The 25,647-nt window shown below is 39.5% G+C and carries 18 protein-coding genes; 3 read left to right on the top strand and 15 right to left on the bottom strand.

What is annotated here, in order from left to right; all coding sequences use genetic code 11:
• Nucleotides 1-38 precede the first annotated feature (38 nt).
• The 3 genes from ACGE0T_RS20385 (at nucleotide 39) to ACGE0T_RS20375 (ending at nucleotide 5,305) form a co-directional block, all read left to right on the top strand.
• On the top strand, nucleotides 39-1,901 hold the full coding sequence (locus tag ACGE0T_RS20385; RefSeq protein ID WP_459188403.1) for a RagB/SusD family nutrient uptake outer membrane protein: 1,863 nt from the start codon (nucleotides 39-41) through the stop codon (nucleotides 1,899-1,901).
• Between the two features lie 65 nt (nucleotides 1,902-1,966).
• Nucleotides 1,967-3,820, top strand: a complete 1,854-nt coding sequence (locus ACGE0T_RS20380; protein ID WP_459188402.1) for a DUF6057 family protein — start codon at nucleotides 1,967-1,969, stop codon at nucleotides 3,818-3,820.
• A gap of 6 nt (nucleotides 3,821-3,826) precedes the next feature.
• A complete protein-coding gene (locus ACGE0T_RS20375) occupies nucleotides 3,827-5,305 on the top strand; it encodes a TolB family protein (protein ID WP_459188401.1) in 1,479 nt (492 codons plus the stop codon).
• A 9-nt stretch (nucleotides 5,306-5,314) separates the two neighbouring features.
• On the opposite strand, the gene ACGE0T_RS20370 is transcribed toward ACGE0T_RS20375, so the two are convergent.
• The 15 genes from ACGE0T_RS20370 to ACGE0T_RS20300 form a co-directional block, all read right to left on the bottom strand.
• Nucleotides 5,315-6,262, bottom strand: coding sequence for an O-fucosyltransferase family protein (locus ACGE0T_RS20370; RefSeq protein WP_459188400.1), 948 nt, complete (start codon nucleotides 6,260-6,262; stop codon nucleotides 5,315-5,317).
• Between the two features lies 1 nt (nucleotide 6,263).
• Entirely contained in the window at nucleotides 6,264-7,196 is a 933-nt protein-coding gene (locus ACGE0T_RS20365; RefSeq protein WP_459188399.1) for a glycosyltransferase family 10 domain-containing protein, read from the bottom strand.
• Nucleotides 7,197-7,204: 8 nt separating this feature from the next.
• On the bottom strand, nucleotides 7,205-8,179 hold the full coding sequence (locus tag ACGE0T_RS20360) for a glycosyltransferase family 2 protein (RefSeq protein ID WP_459188398.1): 975 nt from the start codon (nucleotides 8,177-8,179) through the stop codon (nucleotides 7,205-7,207).
• On the bottom strand, nucleotides 8,176-9,075 hold the full coding sequence (locus ACGE0T_RS20355) for an alpha-1,2-fucosyltransferase (RefSeq protein ID WP_459188397.1): 900 nt from the start codon (nucleotides 9,073-9,075) through the stop codon (nucleotides 8,176-8,178). The genes ACGE0T_RS20360 and ACGE0T_RS20355 overlap by 4 nt, the downstream gene beginning before the upstream one ends.
• Before the next feature lie 4 nt (nucleotides 9,076-9,079).
• The gene (locus ACGE0T_RS20350; protein WP_459188396.1) at nucleotides 9,080-9,973 is read right to left on the bottom strand and encodes a glycosyltransferase family 2 protein; all 894 of its coding nucleotides are present in this window, start codon (nucleotides 9,971-9,973) and stop codon (nucleotides 9,080-9,082) included.
• A gap of 14 nt (nucleotides 9,974-9,987) precedes the next feature.
• On the bottom strand, nucleotides 9,988-11,427 hold the full coding sequence (locus ACGE0T_RS20345) for a lipopolysaccharide biosynthesis protein (RefSeq protein WP_459188395.1): 1,440 nt from the start codon (nucleotides 11,425-11,427) through the stop codon (nucleotides 9,988-9,990).
• Between the two features lie 6 nt (nucleotides 11,428-11,433).
• The gene (locus ACGE0T_RS20340) at nucleotides 11,434-12,318 is read right to left on the bottom strand and encodes an FkbM family methyltransferase (RefSeq protein ID WP_459188394.1); all 885 of its coding nucleotides are present in this window, start codon (nucleotides 12,316-12,318) and stop codon (nucleotides 11,434-11,436) included.
• Between the two features lie 11 nt (nucleotides 12,319-12,329).
• Nucleotides 12,330-13,643 (bottom strand): UDP-glucose dehydrogenase family protein, encoded by a 1,314-nt coding sequence (locus ACGE0T_RS20335; protein WP_459188393.1) that lies wholly within the window; start codon nucleotides 13,641-13,643, stop codon nucleotides 12,330-12,332.
• Between the two features lie 583 nt (nucleotides 13,644-14,226).
• Nucleotides 14,227-16,266: a methionine--tRNA ligase gene (gene metG, locus ACGE0T_RS20330; RefSeq protein ID WP_459188392.1), complete on the bottom strand. Its 2,040-nt coding sequence runs from the start codon at nucleotides 16,264-16,266 to the stop codon at nucleotides 14,227-14,229.
• 51 nt (nucleotides 16,267-16,317) lie between these two features.
• On the bottom strand, nucleotides 16,318-17,949 hold the full coding sequence (locus ACGE0T_RS20325) for a PCMD domain-containing protein (RefSeq protein WP_459188391.1): 1,632 nt from the start codon (nucleotides 17,947-17,949) through the stop codon (nucleotides 16,318-16,320).
• A gap of 6 nt (nucleotides 17,950-17,955) precedes the next feature.
• A complete protein-coding gene (locus ACGE0T_RS20320; protein ID WP_459188390.1) occupies nucleotides 17,956-18,702 on the bottom strand; it encodes a hypothetical protein in 747 nt (248 codons plus the stop codon).
• Between the two features lies 1 nt (nucleotide 18,703).
• Entirely contained in the window at nucleotides 18,704-20,800 is a 2,097-nt protein-coding gene (locus ACGE0T_RS20315; protein ID WP_459188389.1) for a PCMD domain-containing protein, read from the bottom strand.
• A 5-nt stretch (nucleotides 20,801-20,805) separates the two neighbouring features.
• Nucleotides 20,806-22,056 (bottom strand): DUF4493 domain-containing protein, encoded by a 1,251-nt coding sequence (locus ACGE0T_RS20310; RefSeq protein ID WP_459188388.1) that lies wholly within the window; start codon nucleotides 22,054-22,056, stop codon nucleotides 20,806-20,808.
• Nucleotides 22,053-22,784, bottom strand: coding sequence for a DUF4493 domain-containing protein (locus ACGE0T_RS20305; RefSeq protein WP_459188387.1), 732 nt, complete (start codon nucleotides 22,782-22,784; stop codon nucleotides 22,053-22,055). The genes ACGE0T_RS20310 and ACGE0T_RS20305 overlap by 4 nt, the downstream gene beginning before the upstream one ends.
• Nucleotides 22,777-25,428, bottom strand: a complete 2,652-nt coding sequence (locus ACGE0T_RS20300; protein ID WP_459188386.1) for a DUF4493 domain-containing protein — start codon at nucleotides 25,426-25,428, stop codon at nucleotides 22,777-22,779. Before ACGE0T_RS20300 ends, ACGE0T_RS20305 begins: the two co-directional genes overlap by 8 nt.
• Between the last annotated feature and the right edge of the window lie 219 nt (nucleotides 25,429-25,647).

Below are 25,647 nucleotides of genomic sequence, written 5' to 3'. Positions count from 1 at the left end.
TCCCAAGAAACAATTGACAACAATAAAAATCAAACAAGATGAAGAAATTATTTATATATACGGCGATTGCCGCCGCCGTAGCAGGAAGCATGACTTCGTGCTCTGATTTCTTGGAAGTGAAGCCGATTACAAATAAGAGCGAGCCGGATTTCATCTCTAAAGAAGGAGTCACCCAGCTGTTGACCGGCATGTATGCAAGATTAAATTCAACAGATGCCGATGACGGATATTTCCGCTCCACATTGACCAATTATGTGTATGGTGACGTAATGGGAGGCGATGCCAATAAAGGGTCCACATACCAAGACCAACCCGATTTCACCAGTCTGGAAACCTATACGTTTACTACTGATAATGCTTACTTCAACACCAAATGGGCGCACAGCTACAATGGCGTGTTTTTCGCAAACAATGTGATTAAAATTGCAGACCAATGTAAAGAGGAACTCTCTTCTACAGCCGGTCAAAGTAAGGATTTTTATACAGAAACGATTGCCCAGGCCCGTTTCATGCGTGCGTTCTGGCATTTCGAGGTCGTAAAATTATTTGGTGCCGCTGTTCCTTATGTGGATGAAGTAGCCATGCAAGAAGATGTGAACCCACAAGTATCCAACGTGGACGAAAGTGGGAATTACATCTACATCTGGGATAAAATCATTGCAGATTTCCAATACGCTTATGATAACTTGCCAGACATATGGCCCGTAGAAAAAGGGCGTGCAAATAAATGGGCTGCCGGTACTTTCCTGGCTAAGGTAAAGATGTACCAATCCTCTCCATACGACGGCAAGAACGGACAAGCCAATCGCTGGACCGAGGTAAAAACAATCCTGGAAGATGTAATGGCAAACGGTAAGGATAATAATGGAACCAAGTTCCGGCTGGCCGACACTTATGAAGAACTTTATACCGCAGGCAAAAGCGACTGGACCGGAGAATCCGTATTTGATGTCCAAGCTGCCGTAACGGGTACGGTGGAACAAACCTCCAACATAAACGGCGCATGGCATATCGGTTTCAGTGGAGCGTTGGGTACCGGAGGCTGGGGATTCTATCAGCCCTCATACGATATGGTCAATGCTCACATCGTTGACGAAAACGGCCTGCCGAAGATGGATAATTCCTATCGCAATACCCCGGCATTATCCTCCCTGGATAAAAATAATGTTCCCCATACAGACCTGGCAATCTATACAGACCCTCGTTTGGATGTTTCTACCGGTCGTTTTGAAACGCCGTTCCTGGACTGGACTATTCCAAGCAAATTAGACGGTTGGGTTCGTGACGTTTCTAATGGAGGTTTGTATCTGAACAAGAAAAATATACCGAGAAAAGCTGATAAGGGTAGCTTGTCTATCACCACTCAAACAAACTCGACAGCGAAAAACTTCCACTTGGTCCGTTACGCAGACGTATTGCTGTGGTATGCCGAGACACTGATCGAATTAGGGCAAACACAAGAAGCCGGCAAATATATCAACCAGGTACGTACCCGTGCCGCCAACAGTTATATAAAAGCCGTGGATCCTGCTACAATGTTAGAAACAAACTCTACTTATGTATTGGACGACAAAATAAACAGCAAGAATTATACAAACGCGGCGGCTAACTATCGTATCGGCTTGTACCCGGATGCTCAATTCGCGTCAAAAGAGAAAGCGCTCGAGGCTCTTCGATGGGAACGTAGAATTGAACTCGCAATGGAAGGACACCGTTGGTACGATTTGGTTCGTTGGGGTATTGCTGCCGAAACGTTGAACAGTTACACGAAGTATGAGGCAAAATACTTAGGCAAGTATACGAATAGTGCTTACAACACCAAATGGGTTACCATGCCTATCCCGCATAACGAGATACAAAAAATGAACGGCCTTCTGATTCAGAATGAGAATTGGAAGTAATTCGAATACACAGATCAAATAGTTATTTTGAAAAAGGGTATGCCAAAATGTATTACCGGACGTAGATGACCGTCTACATAGCCTGTATCTTTAATTTCGGCTTTTGGCATACCCGTTCAAATCAAAAAGAAACGGATGAATTGAATATGAACTATAAACAAGGATTTACCCTCCCCTTTCTTTTGTTCCTTTTATGTACCGGTATCCTGTGGTGGCATTTACAAATCACTCAGGAAGCGACTTTTTTTTACCGGGAACAACAACAGATTTTCCTATTCGATACTGTATATATTGCGAATATCCTCAAGACGATCGGAGGGGTAGCTACTGTTATCTCCCAGTTTTTAATACAGTTCTTCAAAGTCCCGTTCATAGGATCACTGGCAACAGCATTGTTGGGCGGAATCGCCGGATGGTTGTATTGGTTGACCTTACGCAAAGTACATGCAGCTTGGTATCTTTTCCCGTTGGCATTCCTACCTTTTCTGTTCCAGTATCTTTATCTTATAAGCCATAGTTATCACTATGAAGGATTGGTAGCGATGTTCTTCTGGTCATTGTCCCTCTTCATTTACAGTATCGGCACACTCAAACTGAGCTGGGGATACCGGACTTTGCTCAGTTGTGTACTGACAGTCGGATTATTTTGGGGAATGGGGTCGATAGCCATGTTATTTGTCCTTAGTATCCTGGTTTTTGATTTATTACGGAGAAACGAACGCTGGTTTACCGGTTTTATCCCCTTACTCCTACTCTTCATCATAGGAACCCTTACGGTCCTGGCAGGAAAGAAACCAGGCTATGACTATGTATTCTGGATGAAAGATTATGTTGAATATTTCGTGGACCTGCAACCGTTTTACAGCCTGTCGTGGCAAGTGGCATTGCTCATCATGCCTCTATTCTTCTTCTCACGTTATGCAGACAAGATGAACGTATATGTAAAAGTCATTGTAACCATTGCTCTATTATTCTTATCCGGCACCTATTATAAACGAACAGCAGATTCCCGCCGGGAAAAAGATTTTTATACGTTGATACAAATGTTCCATTATATAAATACGGAACAATGGGATGCCATTGTTTCTTCTAAAGAGCTAAATCTCAATAATTATTTACACCTGAATTGCCTGAACCTGGCTTTATCACATAAGAAAACCTTGTTGACCGACTTATTCAAGCATCCGCAAAACGGTATGGCTTCCTTGCTGTCAAATTACCAATTCCACATCGAGGAAAGCCTTTTATTCAGCCAAATATATTACCATTTGGGTATCACCTCCTTAGCATACGACCTGGCATTCGGTTCTTCCGTCGGAATCACGTTCGGAAACCCGGAAATGACAAAGTTGTTAATCAAGTCGCATTTAATCTACGGATATTACCCCGCAGCCGAGAAGTTTATCTCCCTGCTGGAAAAGACATGGGGCTATGATGAGTGGGCCTCATCACAACGAAAGTTTCTCTATAATGACCAAGCTGTGGAGAATGATCCGGAATTAGGATCGAGAAGGAAAGATTTATCCGATAACAAAGACCTTTTCGCTAATATATTAAGTTTACCTGAAAACCTGACGATCATATTACAGATGAATCCTGATAATCAGGCCGCACGGGATTATATGATTAGCGCGTTGTTGCTGTCAAAGAATATGCCTGCCATAAAAGCATTTGTCGAGAGATTCAGCGGAACGAAAGTTTTACCTGTACTGCCCGACCTATTACAACAAGCCGTGATTTCCTACGCCGAGCATGCTCCCGATTATTGCCGCCAATATGGAGTAAGCGAAAAGACCTTGAACGAATTTGCTCTATTTAAGGAGCGCGTAATGCAGCTAAGACATTCCCGGCAAGACATCACATCGGGAATTGCAGACTACCGTTCCACTTTCTGGTATTATTTTCTACTTACAAAATAGACAGGCATGAGTAAACATCTATACACAAATGCAAGCCTACCGGCTTTCCTGATGGCTATCATCCTGATGGTTTCATGCAGCCAAAGAGACATTCAAATCGCCAGACAACTGAACCTGGAAGCGACCATCTATCCGGATTATAAAGAGGTAACAATACCGGTCAACATCGCTCCTCTGAACTTCTCCGTAGCCGATAGCAGCGAATATTGCCTGATTGCAAAAGGGAAAGAAAGCCTATTTCAAGTACATAGTGACAACGGACTTTTTGATATCCCGCAGAAGAAATGGAAAATGTTGCTGCAAGAGAATGCGGGAGGACGAATAGAGATGACTATCGCCAAACGAATAGACGGAGAGTGGAGCGCCTATATACCTTTCCATCTGGAAATAGTGAAAGACTCCATCGACAAATACATAGCTTACCGGCTATTAGCCATGAGTAACGACATGTGGAACCGGATGGGGATATACCAACGCGATTTGGAAAATTATGATCAAAGTGTCATTTACGAAAATAGTCTGACCGATTATAATTGCGTGAACTGCCACACCTTCTCTTCACAAAATCCAAACAAAATGATCTTCCACATGCGTGGGCTCCACGCAGGTTCCGTACTCATAGACGGGAAAAAAATAACCAAGTTAAATACAAAGACACCGGAAACCGTTTCCAACTTTGTGTATATGTCCTGGCATCCGGACGGAAACTATCTGGCAGCAACCGTATGCAATACATTCCAGCATTTTTTCATCAATAATCCCAACACGCTGGAAGTACTGGATCACAACTCCGATATCGTGATTTACGATAGTAAGAAAAACGAATTGTTTACCTGTGATGGATTAAATTCCAAAGATGCCTGGCAAATCTTCCCGAACTTTTCTCCCGACGGGAAAAGCCTGTATTTCAGTTCCACTGAAGCGGTAAACTCGTTAGAACAAAATTTCAGGCAAATGACCTATAGCATATGCCGTATTGGCTTCGATCCGGAAACACGTACTTTCAGGCCACAGGTGGACACGCTCTACAACGGCCGCCTCCACCGGAAAAGCGCCTCATTCCCAAAAGTTTCGCCCAACAACAAATATCTGGCTTTTACATTGCAGGAATATGGAGGTTTTGGGGTGTGGCACAGAGACGCTGACTTATACATGACCCGCCTGTCGGATGGAAAAACATATCCCCTGGTCGAGGCGAACAGTGCCGGGGGCGACAGCTACCATTCATGGAGCCATAACAGTCATTGGCTGGTATTCAGCAGCCGCCGGCTGGACGGATTATATTCCCGTCCGTTTTTTACCTATATTGATGATAAAGGCATAGCACATAAACCTTTCCTATTGCCACAAAAAAATCCCGTAAAATATTACAAGGATTTGTTATGGACGTATAATCTTCCTGAGTTTATACAAGAAAAGGTACAGGCAGACACACATGCTATCATGAAAACGATGAGAGAATCAAAAGGAATAAATGTAAAATAAAGCACGGAACTACCAGATTCTCCAATCCGGGATATCAATAGAATAAGCCTTTTCGGGAGACATCCGCATACCCAGATACATGCCAGGATTAGAACTGAATGTCCCGATAAACAGTTCCGCTTCCGCCAATACATCCATCGAAGCAAACAGTTTGATATAACGGTTTTTCTTTACTTCCGCCGCTTCATGCTTGAATGTATTATGGAAATACCCCCTTTCCTCTTTTCCACAAAATGTCCGGAACGACCAGGAAGGATAATTTTTCTCTAATTCCTCAATCACCGCATAATCGTCTGTAAGGACAAAAGCGGAACGGATATCCGACAGTTGTTCCGCTTTGCCTATATATTGCCTGCAACCGAGGATTTCAGCTTCGCTAAATTTATCACCTCCCCGTATATGAAAACCGATATATTGGTTCGGAAGATTTGCAGACCGTTTGTACCGTTGCACTTCTTTTTCTGTCTCTTCATTATACACCCATGTCATTTCTATCAATCTACGGCAGATAGCCCGCAAATCACCTTTCAATCCCAGTTCGGGGAAATTATATTCCGAAAGAAGGTTTTGTGAACGAATAGCATCCCATAAATCAAATGTAGTGAGCTTACGGGGATTAACAGACCGGAAAGTATTAGTCAACAAGGCATCGGCTTTCCTCAACAGGGAATATTTAAAACGAGGATTCGGACGCCGGTTAAAATAAGCATGCAGGAAATTACCACCCTCCTCACAAAAAGAGGAAAAATAATCATTCCAGCCCTCTTTATATTTAAAATTAGCATCCTTGGAATAGATGGAAAACCGTATCTTCTTATCCAGGCAATACAGAATAGCAAGAATCATATTATTGTATTCCGAAAAAAAACCAGAATCACCTCCCAGATGATAAACAAAACGGGGAGTACTCCGGTCATTTACCCGGTGGTATAAATCTAACAATGTCTTTTCCGCCATACTATTTCAACTTTCTCAAAACAGGAAGAGCCGACAACTTGGCAAACCGGGCTTCCTTATATTTTTTCATTACGGCATAACCGAACATCGTACGCCTTACTGCCTGTCCAAGCGGTTGGTCGAATATATTGCACAAGAAAGCAACCAGTTCTTGCATCCAGTCCTTTTCCTGTTGTTCTTTAGTCTGCCAAGGGAGGGATAATTTCTGTAAATAAGCCTCATCATCATTATCCAGACGGATGATTTCCTCCACAGCCTCATCCATATTATTGAATAACTGAATATTTATTATCGATTCCGGATTAAAATCCGAATGTACATTCGGATTTCCCCAATATATTGGGAGTGAGTTTACCACCATCGGCTCCATCAACTTTTCCGTAGTGTATCCGGACAAAGCACTGTTCTCAAAAGCAATTGTAAACTTATAATCCCGGATAAACGTCATTTTATCAGAAACAGGTCCACCTACATTATTCAGCAAACGTCCTCCCGAATCCACCTTCTTGTATTCGGACAACCGGTGGAAAAATTGTTCGCGAAGCGGTGTAGAATACATGCTGTTGGAATATACAAAATTACAGAATTTACGATTTACCAACGATTTATCCACCTGCTTCTTTCCTAACCGCTCGTATCCCTTATAAAATAAATACAAGGGAAACCGGAGATAACGGTCTTCAAAAGTAATATGCTGAAAACCCATGCCATAATCACAGAAATTAAAATCTGGAACATCATTCTCACCGGTGAAATAAATCTTTATGCAATCTTTATAGTCCAAATGGCTGAATCCGAAAGTAGAATAAAAAAGATAGTCCGGATTAGTATCGATAACAACATCATAGTAACCGGATAATGTATTAACAATCAAATTATCCTGAGGATCAAAGTCTCGCCAGAAATCTACGAAATTTATCTTTATCTTTTTCATACGCATGCTCAAAGTGTTGCCTTCACATACAAACAAGCCAAACGAACGGGCAATTTATACGCTAATAGTTTCAAATTAGACATAAACGGATACTTACGCCAAGAAAAACTGTTGTAACCTTTAAATATCTGATTTACTCTTTGTATTCTTTCCCGGATAACAGAAGTCTTCACATGATTACGAAGCAATTCCTTAAAAAAATAAATCCGCTGGTTCGCCAAATAATCGAACAAGAGAGGAGTCAACGGCATATTCCTGTTTTTCATCTCTTTCACAATTTCACGGAAAACAATTTCCAAGCTGTCAAAATTCCTGTCACTCATTTTCTGGGTGATAGAACCCGGACGTACCCGGTATTTATATGTAATCTTTTTAGCGACAAGCAGTTCTGAAGCCCTGGCTGCCAAACAGAAAGACCATAGGATGTCTTCATGCAGGATTCCTTCATAAAACCAACAGGACTGTTCGGTAAACATCCTTCTCCTTACCAGTTTATTCCATGCCATCCCATGCCATAACCTGGCAAAAAGTTTATCTGCAATATCCTGATCTGCCAGGCATGTTCCATCCATTAATACCGTTTCCGGATATTTCAGCCGGTCATCCGAGCCCAACAACTCGTATTCACCAATCACAAAGTCGGCATATATCCCATTCATAGCTTTCACTAATATCTCGATGGCATCGGAAGGCAACATATCGTCGCTATCCAGAAAAAACAGAAACTCTCCGATGGAATTACGTATACCGGTATTTCTTGCAGCAGACAGGCCACGGTTCTCATCGTGTGATAAAAAGTGAACTTTATCTTTACAAGGATGTGCATCTACAATCTTCCGGGCCTTTGTCATGCTGTCATCCGGAGAGGCATCGTCAACCAACAGGATTTCCAACTCTTCATACGTCTGGTTTAACGCAGAAAGTAAACATTCCTCTATATAGTCGGAAACGTTGTATACAGGTACGACAATAGATACTTTCATATTTTTATCCAGCTATCTGGTATTAAATCGGGAGTAGTTTCCGTATTCAAAAAGAGCGAAGGGGCAATTACCACCTTCTTTTTATTGGGGTTCAACCAGGCACCCCACCAACTAAACGAACTGTTTGCTATAATATTATGCTTACAACAAGACATCAAATACATATCCTGCCACGAATCGATTCCCTTATTCCAATCGACATAAACAGGAGAAGGTATATCGAGATGTTCTTTTACCCATTTCATATCATCGGAAAAAACAAAAAAAGTCGCTTCCGGAACTTTATTTCCGAGCATGGCTATTGCTTGTTTATAATAATCTATCGTACAAATATTTCCATAAAGGTGTTTATACTTGTCAGACAAATAATCACCTCTTCGAATATGGATGGAAACACTATCTGTTTTTTGTATCTGCACCGATAAATCGGCAGTTAACTTGGATATCTCCAAGTTAACCTGATATTGCCGTAATATCAAATCTTTTACGTTATAAAAGTATTTCTCACTTTGCCAGAAACCAAATGTCAGGGTCAAACCGGATTGTTCTTCCAGATAAGCCTTATCAAACATCCCTGACTGCTGCTCTTGTACTATCTTTACACCCAGCAGACGCAATAAGGACAAAAAGGTCCGGGCTACATATTTTATCATTCCCCTATCTTTGAAAAGCAACAACTTACGAACCACCCGGACAAGAAATTCATAATATCTGTTTCTCTCCCCCAAAGAGATACCGAACAGACGTTCTAATTCCAACCCGTTGTGTGTTGCTTCCCTGCGGATAGAATAATCACTTAAATACAATTTCTTATTTACCGCCGCCTGCTTGCTTACGTAAAATGCGTATTCAAACATTTGGTTACCCAAACCTCCTGAAAGAACTATAATTTCCATACGTTTATACCAATGCCCTCTTCAACTGTTTTAAATACCGGATTATATTTTGTTTGAGTTTTAACAAACAAATAATGCCTGTTTCCATACTGCTCAAAGTAGCATCAATACCTGCCTGCATAATATCTTCGTTGGTGAAAATATTATATAAGGCAAATTTATCCAGCAAGACGATGTAATCCCTCACATTCCTCTCCAAGGATAATTTCTTAAACATATACAAGTATTCTCCAATAACCAACTTGCTATTTTCAATACAATCATTCGTTATCTGGAACTCACTAAGTCCTACATCTATCAAGGGTTCGTTAATCACCGTGAAATGCTTATTCATCCTCAGCATCCGGATATAAAACTCGGTATCCACCAACCATATCAGACGTTCATCGAAGTAAAGCCCCTGATTGTTCCTGAAAATAGTCACACTGGGAGCTCCTATGCAATTCTTATCATACAATATTTCCGGAATATAGGACAACTTTGATACCTTTTTTGTCAATATCGGCCGGTTTATTACTTTGTCTTTTCCTACTTGCCTGGATGCAGAAAAGGCAAACAGGGAGGATGGATTTTCTTCCAATGCCTGCACAAAGCGGGATAACGCATCCGAAGATGAAAACCAGTCATCATGATGCATAATCTTAATATATTTCCCTCTTGCAAGAGATATCGCTTTATTCCAATTGGCAGGACTACCCAACGGCTGTTCATTCTTAACATAAACAATCCGCTCGTCCTTTTCACTCAACGGCTTCAGTTCATCTGTAGGAGAATCGTCAGTGATGACAATTTCATACTGCTGAAAGGACTGTTGAAGAATCGAATCCAGACACCTCTCTAAAAAATCGGCACGCTTATATGCCGGGATACAAATACTGACTATTATTTCTTGTTCCATTTATATACGACTGGCTATTGTTTCTTTTTCAGAAGAAAAGACAACACTTCCCGGAATATGACAGCAGACGAAAACCACATTGCCGCCACATAAAATACGGCAACCAACAATACTTTCGCTATCAGCTTTATATAAAGATTTTCTATCTGCTTTGTTATCAACCAGGCTATTACTATGCTAACAAAGACAATAAGCAAATAAGGCACCGTATCTTTCAGGAAATTAAAGAATGACAGCGGAATCAGTTTGCTTACCGAAATATGCCAAATCAAAAGAATCAGAAAAGAGACAATCAGGTTTGCCATCGCTATCCAGTACAAACCGTAGGGGCAGGCAAAAAATGTAACCGCTATCTGTATAATCGAACTGACCAGAGTACACCAGAAATAGAAGTTTGAACGCCCATGCGCAATAATTATCTGGATATAAAGGGAGGAAAACAGATAGACACATCCCCACATGCAATACATCTGCAATATCGGGACAGCAGGTAAAAAGTTACTGTTTATAATTGTAATAAAATCCCTGCTGATAAAAGCCAGCCCCAACAATGCCGGAAAAGAAATAAAAGAGATAAAACGTACCATCTTCCTCAACATATGGGATTGACGCTCTTTTTCAGATTGGACTTGCACAAACACCGGTTGTGCCACACTGTAAATCATTCCATTAATAACCTGGGTTCCCATTCCTGCCCATTTCGTCCCCTGCGAATAGAAGCCCACATACGCTTTCGTATAGAACTTACCGAGCAATACAGAGAATATATTTATCTGAACCTGACTCACAATAGAAGATACCAGCATCTTAAAACTAAATCCGAACATCTCCTTTACAGGAGTAAAATCTATCGAAAAGCTAGGTCGCCAAGGGGAGAAATACCAACGGAGAAGAGTTCCCAAAGTCGAAGCAGCCAAAGTCTGTATCGCCAAAGCCCAATAACCATAACCGTTTAATACCATATAGATACCGATAACACCGGATATAGCTGTAGCAAAGATATCGACCTTTGCCCTTTCCTTTACCATCAACTTTTTAAATAAGACGGCATTATGGGCTATCCCCAAACTTCCTACGACAATGGAAAGAAATAATACCCGGGAAAGGGGTATCAGGGCAGGTTCCCTATAAAATTCGGCAATCAGAGGGGCACAGAAGTATAAAATAACATAGATACTACTACCCACAATCAGGTTAAACCAGAAAACAGCATTGTAATCATTATCCTTAAATACCGGGCGGTTCGTCAGTGCGGCAATAAAACCACTCTCCTGTATAGTACTTGCAATCGCGATAAAAATGGCAAGCATACCTACCAGCCCGTAATCATCTTCCGTCAGGTTTTTCAGAAGAATTATTCCTATCAGGACACCCAGCACTTGTTGAACACCATTGCTGATACCACCCCAGAAAAGCCCTTTTGCCGTTTTCTCTTTTAGAGTCTGTTCTGCCATAAAGCATTATTTAAACCGCATGACGGCAGGACGCATTTCTTTTTCAACATACAAATATCCAGGGCATAGGGTCGTTTCTAATTTATGTTCTCGTAATATGCCTTGTATAACAGGTACATCATCAGATAAGTGATAGACACATACCGAACCGGATATATTCTTTGCCTTACTTAATAAACAGGAAGCTCCCCGCAAAGCCTTACGTTCATAACCTTCTATATCCATCTTCAAAAATAAATTGTCTGAAGGTTTATCTTTAAAATAGTCGTCCAATGTTACGTTATTTTCATCATTCATATCGCTAACGTATTTACGGACAATCGTCACTTTCTCTTTCCAAGGGGCAAATGTAGCTTGTAAAGCTTCAATCCATCCCTCATTGCATTCGAACAGATAAGCATGGTCAATCTCTTCGATAGTATCGAGGGTAAAAATAGCTTCCGCACAGCCTATGTCCAGCAAGGTCTTTCCCTTTAATTCCTGATAAGATTCCACATAGCGATGGGCACAACGGCTGTCTTGCTCCATTAATAGCTCTTTATAAGAACCGGATACGCGATGAAACATATCACGCCTGAAATAAAGCCTCTTCCCTTTATGATACACATATGGCAATCCGTTTTCCGCATCTACAGCCACATCAATTTGCAAACGATCATATTCTTTCTTCCACAAATAAGGGAACGGCGTCGGGCCTGTTTTTCCTAATATCCAGAATGCCTGCTCCTTTTCTGTCTCCGGTTTGATAACAGAATAATATAAATAATAGCCTTTACATCTTAACCAATCCCGGGTTCTCCGGTATGCAGACAGGAAATCACCCAGAAAAGCATTGTAAACGGATTGCCGGACTTGCTCAGAGACAAGTGTTCTGTATAATCGGGTTATCATAGTTTATTTTTTTATCTGCCGATGCAATGATAAATAAAACCATTCTCTTCCAGCTCGGCAGCATCATAAATATTACGTCCGTCAAGGATTACCGGGGTAGCCATCAGTTTCTTTATTGCCGACCAGGAAGGCAGGCGAAATTCTTTCCATTCCGTAACCAGAAGCAAAGCATCGGCATCCACAACCGTGTCATATATATCTTTAGCATAATGAACGCTATCCCCCAAAAGACGACGCGTTTCGTCCATTGCCACCGGGTCGTATACATAGACGTCACAACCGACAGCCAACAACCTGTTTATAAGTACCAATGAAGGGGCTTCACGCATATCGTCCGTCTCCGGTTTAAAGGCTAGTCCCCAGATTGCAACCCGCCTGTGTTGTAAATCCCCTTTGAAATAATTATTCAACTTATGAAACAGGATTGATTTCTGTTTCTCGTTTACATCCTCAACAGCTTCCAGGATACGCATATCATATGCATATTGTTTTGCAGTCTTGATAAGCGCTTTTATATCTTTCGGGAAACAAGAACCTCCATATCCGCAACCGGCATACAGGAAACGATTACCTATACGGGCATCCGAACCGATTCCCTTACGAACCATATTGACATCGGCGCCAACAATCTCACACAGGTTGGCAATATCATTCATAAAACTGATACGGGTGGCAAGCATTGCATTAGCCGCATATTTAGTCATTTCGGCAGAAGGCACATCCATAAAAATAACACGGAAATTATTTAACAGGAAAGGCCGGTACAAACGCGTCATCAATTCTTTCGCCCTATCGGATTCCACCCCGACAACCACCCGGTCCGGACTCATAAAGTCCTTGATAGCTGCTCCTTCTTTCAAAAACTCCGGATTGGATGCCACATCAAACTCAATCTTCAGATTCCGTTTATCCAACTCTTCCTGAATAACCTGGCGAACCTTTCGAGCCGTACCTACCGGCACCGTACTTTTATTTACAATAAGAAGGTGTTGTTTCATATGCTGTCCGACCATACGCGCTACATCCAGCACATATGTAAGATCAGCACTGCCGTCTTCGCCGGGAGGAGTACCAACAGCACAAAACAGGACCTGAACCTTATCCAGACATTCCGTCAAATGTGTGGTAAAATGCAAACGACCTGCTTGCTGGTTACGCCGTACCATTTCTTCAAGTCCGGGCTCATAGATTGGAATAATACCTTGTTTCAGATTCTCTATTTTTTCCGTGTTTACATCCACGCAAAAAACATCTGTTCCCATTTCTGCAAAACAGGTTCCTGTCACAAGCCCTACATAGCCAGTCCCTACTATCGCTACTCTCATAATTATATTTCCCTTTGAAAGGTCCTCCTGTTTTTAATTGCCATCCAGATACATAAAGGTTCGTCACTCCCAATATGGGAATAACAAACATATGACAAAGATAACACGTTTATATATATCTAAAGGAGTTGAACCTGAAAAACCACAATAAACCAGTTCTATAGCAAATAAAAACAGGGAGGAAGAACAGAACCTGCCTGTCTTCCTCCCTTTCCATAGTTAAGGTCCACTGTAAATTGCAATTTTACAAGTAGAGTTTCTTGTGTGCTTTTATTAATGCCTACCCTCTATTTCCCTCTTTCTGTTTTTATAAACGGACTTGAATATATATTATTATATATGCCGTAAAAAAAATTTAAAGACACAAATCTAAACAAGCTCTATAGATAGGACACTTTTTCCTAATTCATAGTTATGGTTTTTGAAAATCATAACTATGAATTCAGAAAACCATAACTATGAAGAATAAGACTGCTCTTTCCACCTGATTGTATACGAAGCGACCCCAAAAAGCTATGCAATATTCATTTGCATAACTTTTGGGGGTCATTCTCTGGCTATCTTAGCCTATATATAAGTAACCTTATTTTACTTCGCTTCCCGGTTTTACTTCTTTTTGCGGAGTGATGACAGACAGTTTTCCGTCAAAATCCTCAGCAGAAAGAATCATACCTTCGGATACGATGCCTTTTAATTTACGGGGAGCCAGATTTGCTACAAAACAAACCTGTTTGCCTACCAGTTCTTCCGGGGCATAATGCTGGGCAATTCCCGAAACAATCGTACGTTTTTCCAGGCCGTCGTCAATACGGAATTGAAGCAGTTTATCCGCTTTTGGAACTTTTGTACATTCAAGAATGGTTCCTACACGGATATCCAATTTCATAAAGTCATCGAACTCAATGTTTTCACGGATTGGTTTTGCCTTGTAATTTGCTTCTTCATTTGCTTTCTTGGTATCGAGAAGTTTCTGTACTTGTGCCTCTATTACGCTATCTTCCATTTTTTCAAACAAAAGTTCGGATTTACCTAACTGATGGCCGGCTTCCAACAAATCGGTAGAGCCTAAACGATCCCAACCCAGCGGCTGTACATTCAGCATCTTGTTCAAACGTTCCATGCTGAAAGGCAGGAACGGTTCAAAAGCAATAGCCAGGTTTGCCGTAATCTGCAAAGCGATATTCATGATAGTTGCCACGCGCGACATATCCGTTTTAGCCAGTTTCCAAGGCTCCGTGTCAGCAAGGTATTTATTACCGATACGTGCCAGATTCATCGCTTCTTTTTGTGCATCACGAAAATGGTATGCATCGAGCAGGCGTTCCACATCTTCCTTCACATTTGCAAAATCGGTCATAGTCTGACGGTCATAGTCGGTCAACTCTCCAGCCGCAGGTACTTTGCCATCAAAATATTTTTCGGTAAGAACAAGGGCACGGTTCACGAAGTTACCCAGAATAGCAACCAGTTCGTTATTGTTGCGTGCCTGGAAATCTTTCCAGGTAAAGTCGTTATCTTTTGTTTCCGGAGCATTAGCAGTCAGGACATAACGCAATACATCCTGCTTACCCGGCATATCTACCAGATATTCATTCAACCAGACAGCCCAGTTACGGGATGTGGAGATTTTATCGCCTTCCAGGTTAAGGAACTCATTTGCAGGTACATTTTCCGGAAGGTTATAGGAACCTTCCGCCTTCAGCATCGATGGAAATACGATGCAGTGGAATACGATATTATCTTTACCGATAAAATGAACCATCTTTGTTTCCGGATCTTTCCACCACGTTTCCCAAGAATCGGGAAGCAATTCTTTTGTATTGGAGATATATCCGATAGGAGCATCAAACCAGACATAGAGCACTTTGCCTTCGGCGCCTTCCACCGGCACAGGTATCCCCCAGTCCAAGTCGCGACTTACAGCACGTGGCTGAAGTCCCATATCCAGCCAGCTTTTACACTGTCCGTATACATTCGGTTTCCATTCTTTATGACCTTCCAGAATCCATTCGCGCAAGAAAGGTTCCCATTTGTCAAGAGGCAGATACCAGTGTTTGGTTTCCTTCATCACGGGCTTGCTTCCACTGATTGCCGACTTCGGGTCGATCAGGTCTGTCGGACTAAGCGAGGTACCGCAGGCTTCACACTGGTCGCCATAGGCTTTCTCGTTACCGCAATGAGGGCATGTTCCGGTTATATAACGGTCGGCAAGGAATTGTTTGGCTTCCTCGTCGTAATATTGTTCGCTTGTTTTTTCAATAAATTCGCCTTTATCATATAAGGTACGGAAGAAATCCGAAGCCATCTGATGGTGCGTAGCTGAAGTTGTGCGGGAATAGATATCGAAAGTTATCCCGAAATCTTCAAAAGATTTCTTGATAATGCCATGATACCGGTCCACTACATCCTGTGGAGTTATCCCTTCTTTCTTTGCTCTCAGAGTAATAGGTACCCCATGCTCATCCGAGCCGCCAATCATCAGTACTTCTTCCCCTTTCAACCGAAGATAACGCGCATAAATATCAGCAGGCACATATACCCCTGCCAAATGACCAATATGCACCGGTCCGTTAGCATACGGCAACGCTGTTGTTATCAGCGTTCTTTTAAATCGCTTTTCCATACCTTTTGTTCTATTTTTGAGGCACAAAGGTAAGGAATAATTTGAAATGTATTACTCAAATACCAGCTCAAACTCATCCAAATACAATGCACTACTGGTACTTCCGGTAAAGTAATCGCCATATTTACTTGCAGAAGCCACAATCAAAACATAAGTAGGTTTCGTAAAATAATCCCGGTATTGAAGATTAATATTGAAGGTACTATATTCCTTATTCTCCGTACCGGCTTTAAATTCTCCAAAAGCAATCATAGACTCGTTCTTCCAGCTCAAATCAACAAACTGTCCTTTTTGAGTATTCACCCTGAAAGGTTGCGTCCAGTCAAATAATGCGATATAAATATGGCAAGAATCCTTTTGCCCCATCATCTCGCTATATGCAGGACCTGCATAATCAATTGTCCCGGGACGATAACTATAATATCCTTTCATTCCGGAAGGACGGCCTGAATACGGTCTTCCAAAATCCAACTCAGCTCCCGGATTTTTAATATCCATAATCGCTTTAATAAATTGTCCCGTATAAATATTACCGGCGGCAAACGCTACCATCGCATATTCTGAATGAAGATATGCGGCAGAACCTTTAATTACATTTCGCTTTTCTTCTTCCGTTGGAGTCTTACCAGCTGTTTTTGCCCCTCCATTCCCTGAATCCCAGAAATAATTGTCATCCAAGTCTTTATTTGGATAATATGTTCCATTAGCCGCTATCCAATTATCAAAATTCAGGTTTGGTACTTGCAAGACTGTTTCAGTAGTAATTTCTTTTATTCCTTCAGATTTTCCATCGACAATTACCTCATATTGATAAGTAGTCTGAGGTTGCAAATGTGTCATCATCGCCAAATAAGTATCCTCTTCAAACGAGATTTCATGAGATAAAACAGAATCCCACTCTTCCGCTTCTTTTTCTTTATAACGAATTACAACTGAATTATTTTTCGTGTTTCCTCTCAGATAAACACGTTTAGCCCACACCGATACTTCTGCCGTTTTCTCGTCCTCATTCTGGTGTAAAACACTAACAGTCCATTTCTCCGTTACTCCGAAGGTGGTGACTTCAAAAACCCGAGGACGCCTAAAATCATGAACTTCTGTCGGTTCAGGAACAGTTACGGCCACAGAACTTCCTAATTGCAAGCTCTCTATCTCTATATTATCAAAGGTTGGCTGTTTTGCTTCATCTACATAAATAATAACATGTTTTGTCACTGCATCAACAAGTGGAGTACCCTCCTGGTTCTTTACTTTAATAATCCGGTTTATATCGTGCTCTACAGAAACAGTCCACCAATAATCCTGATAAAGTTTTAAGAGAAAATATACCGGTTCCCTAAAATTCATACGAGTATTGACCAACTGAGGTATACTATCTACAGAAGAAAATCCCGTATCCGGGAAATGAATAAAATCAATACATTTACTTGAATCCGGAATCAAGCTCATGCCCGATGTAATTTCCAATGTTTTTATGCGTACATCTTTCAAATCAATCGTATCAGCAATTTTAACTTTCACTGTATTAGTTTCTACATCTATTTTAGAAGAAACCATTCCATCGACCTCAAATTTCAATATCTCACCTTTAATTGTAGGACACGGTATATCATTCTCTATACAACTTGACAAGAGAAAAAATAAACAGAACCACAACCCCGGATATATGATTTTCTTTCTCATTTCTTTTTACAGGTAAAAGACAATTCCTAAATCTATCGACAAAAGATTTATTTTAAAATTTGCAGAACTGGCACGACGAGAACCTTTATAAACCTGGTCTTTTGTCTGGTCATACCATTTAAAATCCAAACCAGCTACATTTACTGATGCTTCAACTGCTGCATAATCATTAATGAATACTGTCAACCCGGGAGCCACACCAATATTCAAAGAGTGCTTCAATTGATGTACACCACTCAAATCAACACCTGTACCACTGGTAGACTTACTGGTGGAATAACCATAGGTAACCCGTGCTTCATTAAATAAACCAAAACGTTTACTATCCCCAAGATTCAAATATGTCCGCAAAAAGACAGCACCGGAAATAGTATGGGATACATCATGATAATCCTCTATGTCAAAACTCAAATCATCGCCTAATGATAAGCTGATATTATCCAACTTCGTATAAGAACGGGAATATGCTAAACGCCCTCCAATCGAGATGTTATTCCGAATAGCATAACTGACTAAAGGGGTTATTTTGAATGTATATCCTTCACTGTCTATATCTTTCAAAACAGACAAAAATTCAAAATTATCATCTACATGCTCCGAATATGAAAAGGTAGTACCTACCATCCATTGCCCTTTCGGAATAAAAGTTTTCATCACGATCCCACGATCGTATTTAGTATCTTTGGCTTCTTTTCCGAAAACAGATAGAGGAAAAATAACCAGGCAAAGAATATACAAGATATTTTTTATCATATTATTTAAAAGATTTTTCATTATAATCAAAAGATAACGATAAGTTGTCGACATATAGCACACTTCCAATACCCATTTTGCCTGTAACCTTTGAACCTGTAAATATTCCACCATATTTACTTGATGACATAACAATCGCTATTGTTTTAGGAATCACATTCTTTTCTGTGTATTTTATATCTATCTCAAATTTTGTATACTCATCAACTTTCTGGCTGGAATTAAAACGTCCGTAAGCAATCTGTTTACCAGAAGCATCTTTTAACCAGATATAAATATCAGCAATATCTTTAGTCATATCTTTATCTTCTTCATCAGTATATGAACCATATGTTGCATCCGCTGGATTATATTTATAATATCCTATTAACCGGGTTGGCCTACCAGAATAGTCTCTACCAAAAGAAGGACTTGATGCAGGATTTGACATATTTACATTAAAAGAACCTATAAATAAATTTCCTGCAGCAGTACCGGCTAGCATAACATCACCTAAAGACTCCATCCTTACAGCATGTAACCCATTTTGGCAATCTTCAACTTGTGTCGTGTTAGGACTTTTTCCAGCCATTTTCACACCATCATTGCCTGTAGCCCAATACATATTCTTACCCTCTTTATTTGGGTAAATATCATTCCATTCTTCAAAATCCATGTTCGGAATAACAGGCTCTTCCTGAGTTGTAAAATCAAAACTTACAGGGGTTTCAATATCTGCGACAACATTACAATCATAAGAAGTATTCACCTCTAAATTAGAAAGTATACATTCTGCGACATAATCACCATCCGAATTCACAACAACGGTTGCCGGATCTACTTGAATTATTTGCTCCTCTTCAGAAGCCACATCTTTCTGTTTATACTTTACAATAATATTATCAGGTGAACCTGCTGTTATTTTCAAGAAAGCAAATCTTGACCAGGCACTTATATTTGTGGTTACTGATACATTCGGCCTGACCTCTATATTTACAGATTCTTCCACTTGCTGTCCCAAATTATCCCGGGCTACAATTGTAACTGAATGAGATGTTTTCTTTCCATCCAAAAGAGGTAGCTTCGTCAACATTGCTGAAAAGTCTAATGTTGCATCCGTTGTGATTTCCGACAATTGAGGAAAAGCAATACCTAATTCTATCAGTTTTGCCCTTATCTCTTCATTCACAGTCATTAAGTCAACGTAAGCGGGTATCCCTTTTTCTTCATTAAAATATTTAGAAGCAAATTTTAAAGCAAGAACCTGCAGGCCGTTCTTAGATGTTATTTCGGAGGTTAATAATGCTCCTGCCGGATTTGTTTCTTTTATGCTCAATTCTTTCTCCGGCATTGTAACTATTTTAGGCATATTCCTCCCATGGTCATCCGTAAAGACAGGAACATTCAACGTACATTCAATATCATTAGTCTTTTCGTTGACTGTAACATCAAAGTCACCTCCGGCTTCAGGGCTATCCGGTGTCTCTCCAATAGAGAAATTTAAACGATAATGCTCCCGTGCTTTTGTTCCGGAAATCTCTTTTACTATCTTATAAGCAGTACCATTATTATTTACTAAATCCAATACTATATTTAATTTACCGGGAGTAAAATATCCGGCACGAGTTTCTTCTTCCTCAAAACTCAGTTCTCCACTTGTATTACTTACAGTTGTCTTATATCCAATAAAATATTGCTTTAATAAATCCGAGTAATTTACCGTTACTTTTACATTAGCCAACGAGCAAATAACTTCTGATTCCCTTAACGTAGCCTTCACTACTTCTATTGTATCAATTCCAAAATAGAAAGGTTTATCAAAAGCTGCTTTACCTGCATATACTGTCCCTGCTTTCACATAATACAAGCCCACAGGCAACTGAACCTTTCCAGAACCCAACTCTTTTGCATAATCTTCGAAAAACTTTATTGTATCTCCTGTTGCCGCCTTACAAACAGCCACACTAATAGCTTCATCATCAACAGCAGACCTGGTTACAACATTCATATCTTTAGAAGTACTGATATAAAGGAATCCTTCTTCTACCAAATTATTTTTCTCCTCACAGGATATGAAAAGGAGTAAAAAGAACAACAGCCAGCTTGTATGTCGTTTCATCTTCTCTACTTATTAATAATTACAGTCAATGTTTTCTCTAAACTACTTAAAGATGTATCAGTAACTGTTACCTGAAACTTATACTCACCTGCACCGCCCATTAACTTCATGAATCCCGTTACATCCAACGTATACTCTTTATCTCCTTCTTCTGGTCGAACTAATCCAACCCCATCCAATATAGATGTCATCGTTGGTGTTAAATTAATCAGATCAAAAGGATTCTCTTCTCCCAATATTTTTTCCAATTCAGGAGCTATTATTTTTACAACAATATTCTTCAATCCTGAAGGAGCTTTAATTGTGACTTTAACAGGAACAGTTCCCGCAAGAGCTTCCTCTTCTGTCATTTCCACCGGAGAATCAAGGCCTGTACCGACTATCGAAATTGACTCATCTCCCGGTTCATCCGTTCCGTCATCCGGATCAGGAGGTAAAGCCGGGGCTTCTATATTTATGATAGTATCACGAGTATGCATCGCTATATCAACCTTAATTCCGGGTTTTGCGAGTTGATCGATAATAGAGTCTACAGAAACATCAAGTCCTAAAGATATATTATACAACGTATTAGGCTCTGTATTAACTATCTTATGTTTAGATATGACATCCAATCCTTCCTTTGTTGTAGCATTTATTGCCAAATTAATATTTCCCCCGGAACGAAAATAAGCAACTCTCTGTTCATCTTTCCCCATTGAAAGAATTCCTGTACCATTCGTAACAACAACAGAATAATCGTCTTTAAATATTTTCAGGAAATCCTCATTATACTCTACATTGACTTTGGAATTTTTTAAAGAACAATCTGCTTTTATAGAACTAATTATACCAGGCTCTATCTCACAAACAGTGTCGCCAACAAAATAAGGAGCGTCAAAAGCGGCCTCATACAATTTTCCCCAAGAAGCACGGATTGTATATTTTCCTTTATCCAACAACAACTCTTCTGCATTCAAATATTCTCCATAAGAATCAAAATGTTGAACCACCTTTCCGGCAGAATCCATAATTTGTACGTTAAAATCATTTATATCTACCGTTGCAGCCACTTCTGCCTTTGCTTTTGATTCCGGAGTATCGCTTTCAGGCTGAAGGTTTAGTTTCAAATCCAAAGCCCCTGTTATTGCCGGATCTGCAGGGAGTTCACTTGGATCAACAGGTTTCAAACCTCCTGTCAATTCTTTTTTCATCTCACAAGAGATAACGCTTGATACCAATGAGATTAACAAAGCAATTTTATACATTATTCTCATAATACTTGTACTGATTTTACTACAGGAGTCTCTTTATAAGCATCTAATGTCACAATCAAATGATCACCAGCCTTTAATTCCTGTTCTACTCCATTTTCTATATGTTTCAAATCTCCTGCAAAATCAACACGTGTGCCAAATTCTTTTGCTGTGCCTGTTACATGAACTGTAAACAATTGACTTACCGCAAAAAAACCAGAACGCGTTTCATTCTTTGTATATAGGAGTTCTGCTTTACTATTTGTAACAGAAACTTTAAAATCCGGATTAATCAGATTCAAAAATTCATCCGTATATTTTAAAGAAACCTTAATGCTCTGATGAGAGCATTGCAATTTTACTTCTGTCACTGTATTTTCCTCAATCACAAATTCTTTTTTCCCTCTAAAGCAAGGTGTTTCAAAAGCAGCTTCCGGCAGATCACCGGAAAAAGCCTCTGCTATATAAAAACCTATTGGAAGCGAAAGGGGCATTCCTTCTTTCTTTAACTCCTCAAAAGTGTCAAAATTCTGTTTAATAGCCTGTCCGCTGCCATCTTTTATAACAATATGGAATGTGTCAACATCTACCGTAGATGCTGATTTCATTATGACAGGGATGTCTGTTTCGCTTTTGGTGTCCATTTGAAAAGATAGAAAACCATACTGCTCATCAATGATTTCTTCTTTATGACAAGAGGACATTAGCATTAAATACATTAAAATGTATATGATATTATTATTATTCATACATTAATTGTATATTATCAATATATAATTTACTTCCTATATGAACAGAGCCAGAAGAGAATAAACTAGCATCAAAGACTAAATCCACATTACTACTTTTATCACCTGTCACTTCACCCGATTTTATCAATATATATATATGAGTTGGCTTAGAAAGAGGCTCTATCCAATTATAAACCAATTGTACTTCATCTGTTTTAAATTCATCTTGTTTACCACCTATTTGCTTTAAATTTCGTCCTAATATTCTCTCTTCATCTGCAACTACAATCTCTACTGTAAATTTGTCATCACTCTTATATGGATAATATTTATAAGAAAATGAAAGTCCAAAAGGTTTCACATCAAAACTATATCCATCCCCCAGTGTGTATTGAGGATTTTCATTATATTTTCCCAAATACAAATATCCTGGATCGACATTTCGTGCATTGACTGCTGCTGCAGAAGCCCCACCTGCAGCAGTCATTCCACTTCCCCAAGCAATAGTCTGTAATAATGCTGAATATCCTGAAACAGCATCTATACCTGAAGCTTGTAATGTCCCAGAACTTGACACATATGCATATTTACTATTAGGAGATGTCGTTTTGGGATTCAATGTATTCCAAGCAGAGTTTATTTCACCTTTTTTATATGAGTACCATTTTTTCCATTTTCCACCATTCCCATCTTCACTATACCAATCTTCAAGACCTGATATATTTTCAGGCAAATACTCTTCTTTTTCTGTGGTAAATGTCATTTCCTCCGAAACATGATTGCCATACTTAGCTCTTGCCCGATATTGCGTTTCAGCCTCAAGACCTGTTAAAACAGCAGATGCAACATCTCCTTTCACAACCAATGTTCCATCAATTTGATCATTTATATCTGTCCATTGTCCATTCTTATAGAGTTGAAAGGATAATTTAGAAGCATCACATGTTGTCGCTGTTGCTCTCAATACAGCCCGTTTTGCAAAAGCATCACCATTTTCCTCTTTATCTCCATTCATCGACATTTCAAACTTCGGAGGAATCAAATCCACAATAAGAGTTTTTACATCTTCATAAGTTGAACCTTCAAATTCAGTCTGAACAGTCAGTTCATATTCATATCGTTTAATATTATCATCATCTAAAACCAAAGAAGAAATAGCCTCTTTAAAATTCACATAAGGAACAGATTCTTTCAAATTATATTTGATCCCGGGGACAAATTCTCCATTAGTCAAATTATAACTATTTACCATTCCTGTTGCATCCGTAATTTTTAATAAGCATGCCGATAATTCTCCTGTAGACTTTATTGTGGCTTTATATTCAGGATTAATTTTAACACCATCATTATAAATAATACCACCCTCTGTTACGCGAATAGCCTGAGAACTGATAAAACCATCCGACAAAGTGATTTTAGGAGCCACATCCGGTACCATTTTTACAACTAAGGTCAAAGGTTTACTTGTATGTGCATTTACAAGTGAATCTGTCACTATAAGTTGATAGTTATACAACTTTACATTTGTCTCCCCCTCCGGAATACGTGGTAGTCTTTCAATCACAGATCTAAAATCTATAGTAGCCTGCTTTTTATGCCAAATATCCGACAGAACAAAACCTTTAGCCAGTAAATCTGCTTTACCAGTATCGTCCAAATGAGCTAAATCATATTCTATAGCTTCTGCCTGATCTTCCCACATCAATAACCTACAGTTCTCAATTGTCCCAGGAACAGACATCTTAACATTTGCATCTCCTATAACATCTTCAATTCCCAACACAATAGGATCTTCATTGGCAAACCCAACAGGTTCCACCAATGGACCATCTACAGGCAACATATAATCCGGAACATATATATAAAGAGGCTTTTCTATTGTCTTATCATTAATTGTTATTCTAACAGTCAAACCTCTATCCGGGCGTGTATCAGGAGTCGAATTAAAAGTCAAACGAATATCATCCTTCGGCTTTACAGAAGGAACTGTAACTGAAAATTGTTTCATTTCTCCTTCATCAGGAGTAACAGTTAATACGCCTTTCAAATCCTCACCATTTTCATTTACCTGGAACCAACCGGAACGGGTTTCATCTTGAATAAACTCAAACGGTTCGGTTGTATGAGTTGTTTCAAATGCAACTGCATATTTAGGATATACCATTTTACAACTATCAGTATAATAAACGGTTGCCCGTGCATTTGTTAATGCACAGGTAACATCCAATTTAGTTGTCATATCCTGTTTAATGATAAACTCTGAAACTCCCTGAAAATGAGGAGACTCAAACGCTGCTGGAACTTGTTTTCCAAAAGATGCCCGAATCTTATAATTACCCCGTTCCAGTTCTATAATATCCGGCATATCTTTATACTGCTCAAATGTTCTAACAACAGTATTCTCTTCCCCTTTAAGAATTTCAATCTTATATTTTTCGGTATCCAGAAAAGGAGTCCAATCAAAAGATGTAGAACGAGTCACTACAGCTCCATTATTTACAACCGTAGTATCAGTCATCAAAGACAATTGTAATATACCAGCATTTTCTACTTCACCAAATCTATCTGAATTACACGAAAAAAAGATTATAGCAGAAATCAGAATACAAAAAAAGTACGTTATATATCCTAAATAACGTTGTATCAATTTACTCTCTTTCATTTTTATGCATATAAACCTATTCTACCAAAAACATCGGCTCATTAGATTTATCCCCCTTTAGCTATTAAAATTAAGTGCAAAGAAATAAGAATCCAAAAATTCGCACAAGGTCTATTTATATTATTATATATTCTTTTTTTAAAATCTCATCGCACACACACAATACAAATACCTGATTTCTTGCAACAAAGAAACATACTTTCTAAAAAAGTGTTCCAT

Source organism: Parabacteroides sp. APC149_11_2_Y6 (assembly GCF_054506995.1).
This window is presented reverse-complemented; position numbering and strand designations above follow the sequence as displayed.

Coding starts and splice junctions, on each gene's coding strand:
- ACGE0T_RS20385 (WP_459188403.1), top strand. CDS start 39: ATGAAGAAATTATTTATATATACGGCGATTGCCGCCGCCGTAGCAGGA.
- ACGE0T_RS20380 (WP_459188402.1), top strand. CDS start 1,967: ATGACCGTCTACATAGCCTGTATCTTTAATTTCGGCTTTTGGCATACC.
- ACGE0T_RS20375 (WP_459188401.1), top strand. CDS start 3,827: ATGAGTAAACATCTATACACAAATGCAAGCCTACCGGCTTTCCTGATG.
- ACGE0T_RS20370 (WP_459188400.1), bottom strand. CDS start 6,262: ATGGCGGAAAAGACATTGTTAGATTTATACCACCGGGTAAATGACCGG.
- ACGE0T_RS20365 (WP_459188399.1), bottom strand. CDS start 7,196: ATGAAAAAGATAAAGATAAATTTCGTAGATTTCTGGCGAGACTTTGAT.
- ACGE0T_RS20360 (WP_459188398.1), bottom strand. CDS start 8,179: ATGAAAGTATCTATTGTCGTACCTGTATACAACGTTTCCGACTATATA.
- ACGE0T_RS20355 (WP_459188397.1), bottom strand. CDS start 9,075: ATGGAAATTATAGTTCTTTCAGGAGGTTTGGGTAACCAAATGTTTGAA.
- ACGE0T_RS20350 (WP_459188396.1), bottom strand. CDS start 9,973: ATGGAACAAGAAATAATAGTCAGTATTTGTATCCCGGCATATAAGCGT.
- ACGE0T_RS20345 (WP_459188395.1), bottom strand. CDS start 11,427: ATGGCAGAACAGACTCTAAAAGAGAAAACGGCAAAAGGGCTTTTCTGG.
- ACGE0T_RS20340 (WP_459188394.1), bottom strand. CDS start 12,318: ATGATAACCCGATTATACAGAACACTTGTCTCTGAGCAAGTCCGGCAA.
- ACGE0T_RS20335 (WP_459188393.1), bottom strand. CDS start 13,643: ATGAGAGTAGCGATAGTAGGGACTGGCTATGTAGGGCTTGTGACAGGA.
- metG (WP_459188392.1), bottom strand. CDS start 16,266: ATGGAAAAGCGATTTAAAAGAACGCTGATAACAACAGCGTTGCCGTAT.
- ACGE0T_RS20325 (WP_459188391.1), bottom strand. CDS start 17,949: ATGAGAAAGAAAATCATATATCCGGGGTTGTGGTTCTGTTTATTTTTT.
- ACGE0T_RS20320 (WP_459188390.1), bottom strand. CDS start 18,702: ATGATAAAAAATATCTTGTATATTCTTTGCCTGGTTATTTTTCCTCTA.
- ACGE0T_RS20315 (WP_459188389.1), bottom strand. CDS start 20,800: ATGAAACGACATACAAGCTGGCTGTTGTTCTTTTTACTCCTTTTCATA.
- ACGE0T_RS20310 (WP_459188388.1), bottom strand. CDS start 22,056: ATGAGAATAATGTATAAAATTGCTTTGTTAATCTCATTGGTATCAAGC.
- ACGE0T_RS20305 (WP_459188387.1), bottom strand. CDS start 22,784: ATGAATAATAATAATATCATATACATTTTAATGTATTTAATGCTAATG.
- ACGE0T_RS20300 (WP_459188386.1), bottom strand. CDS start 25,428: ATGAAAGAGAGTAAATTGATACAACGTTATTTAGGATATATAACGTAC.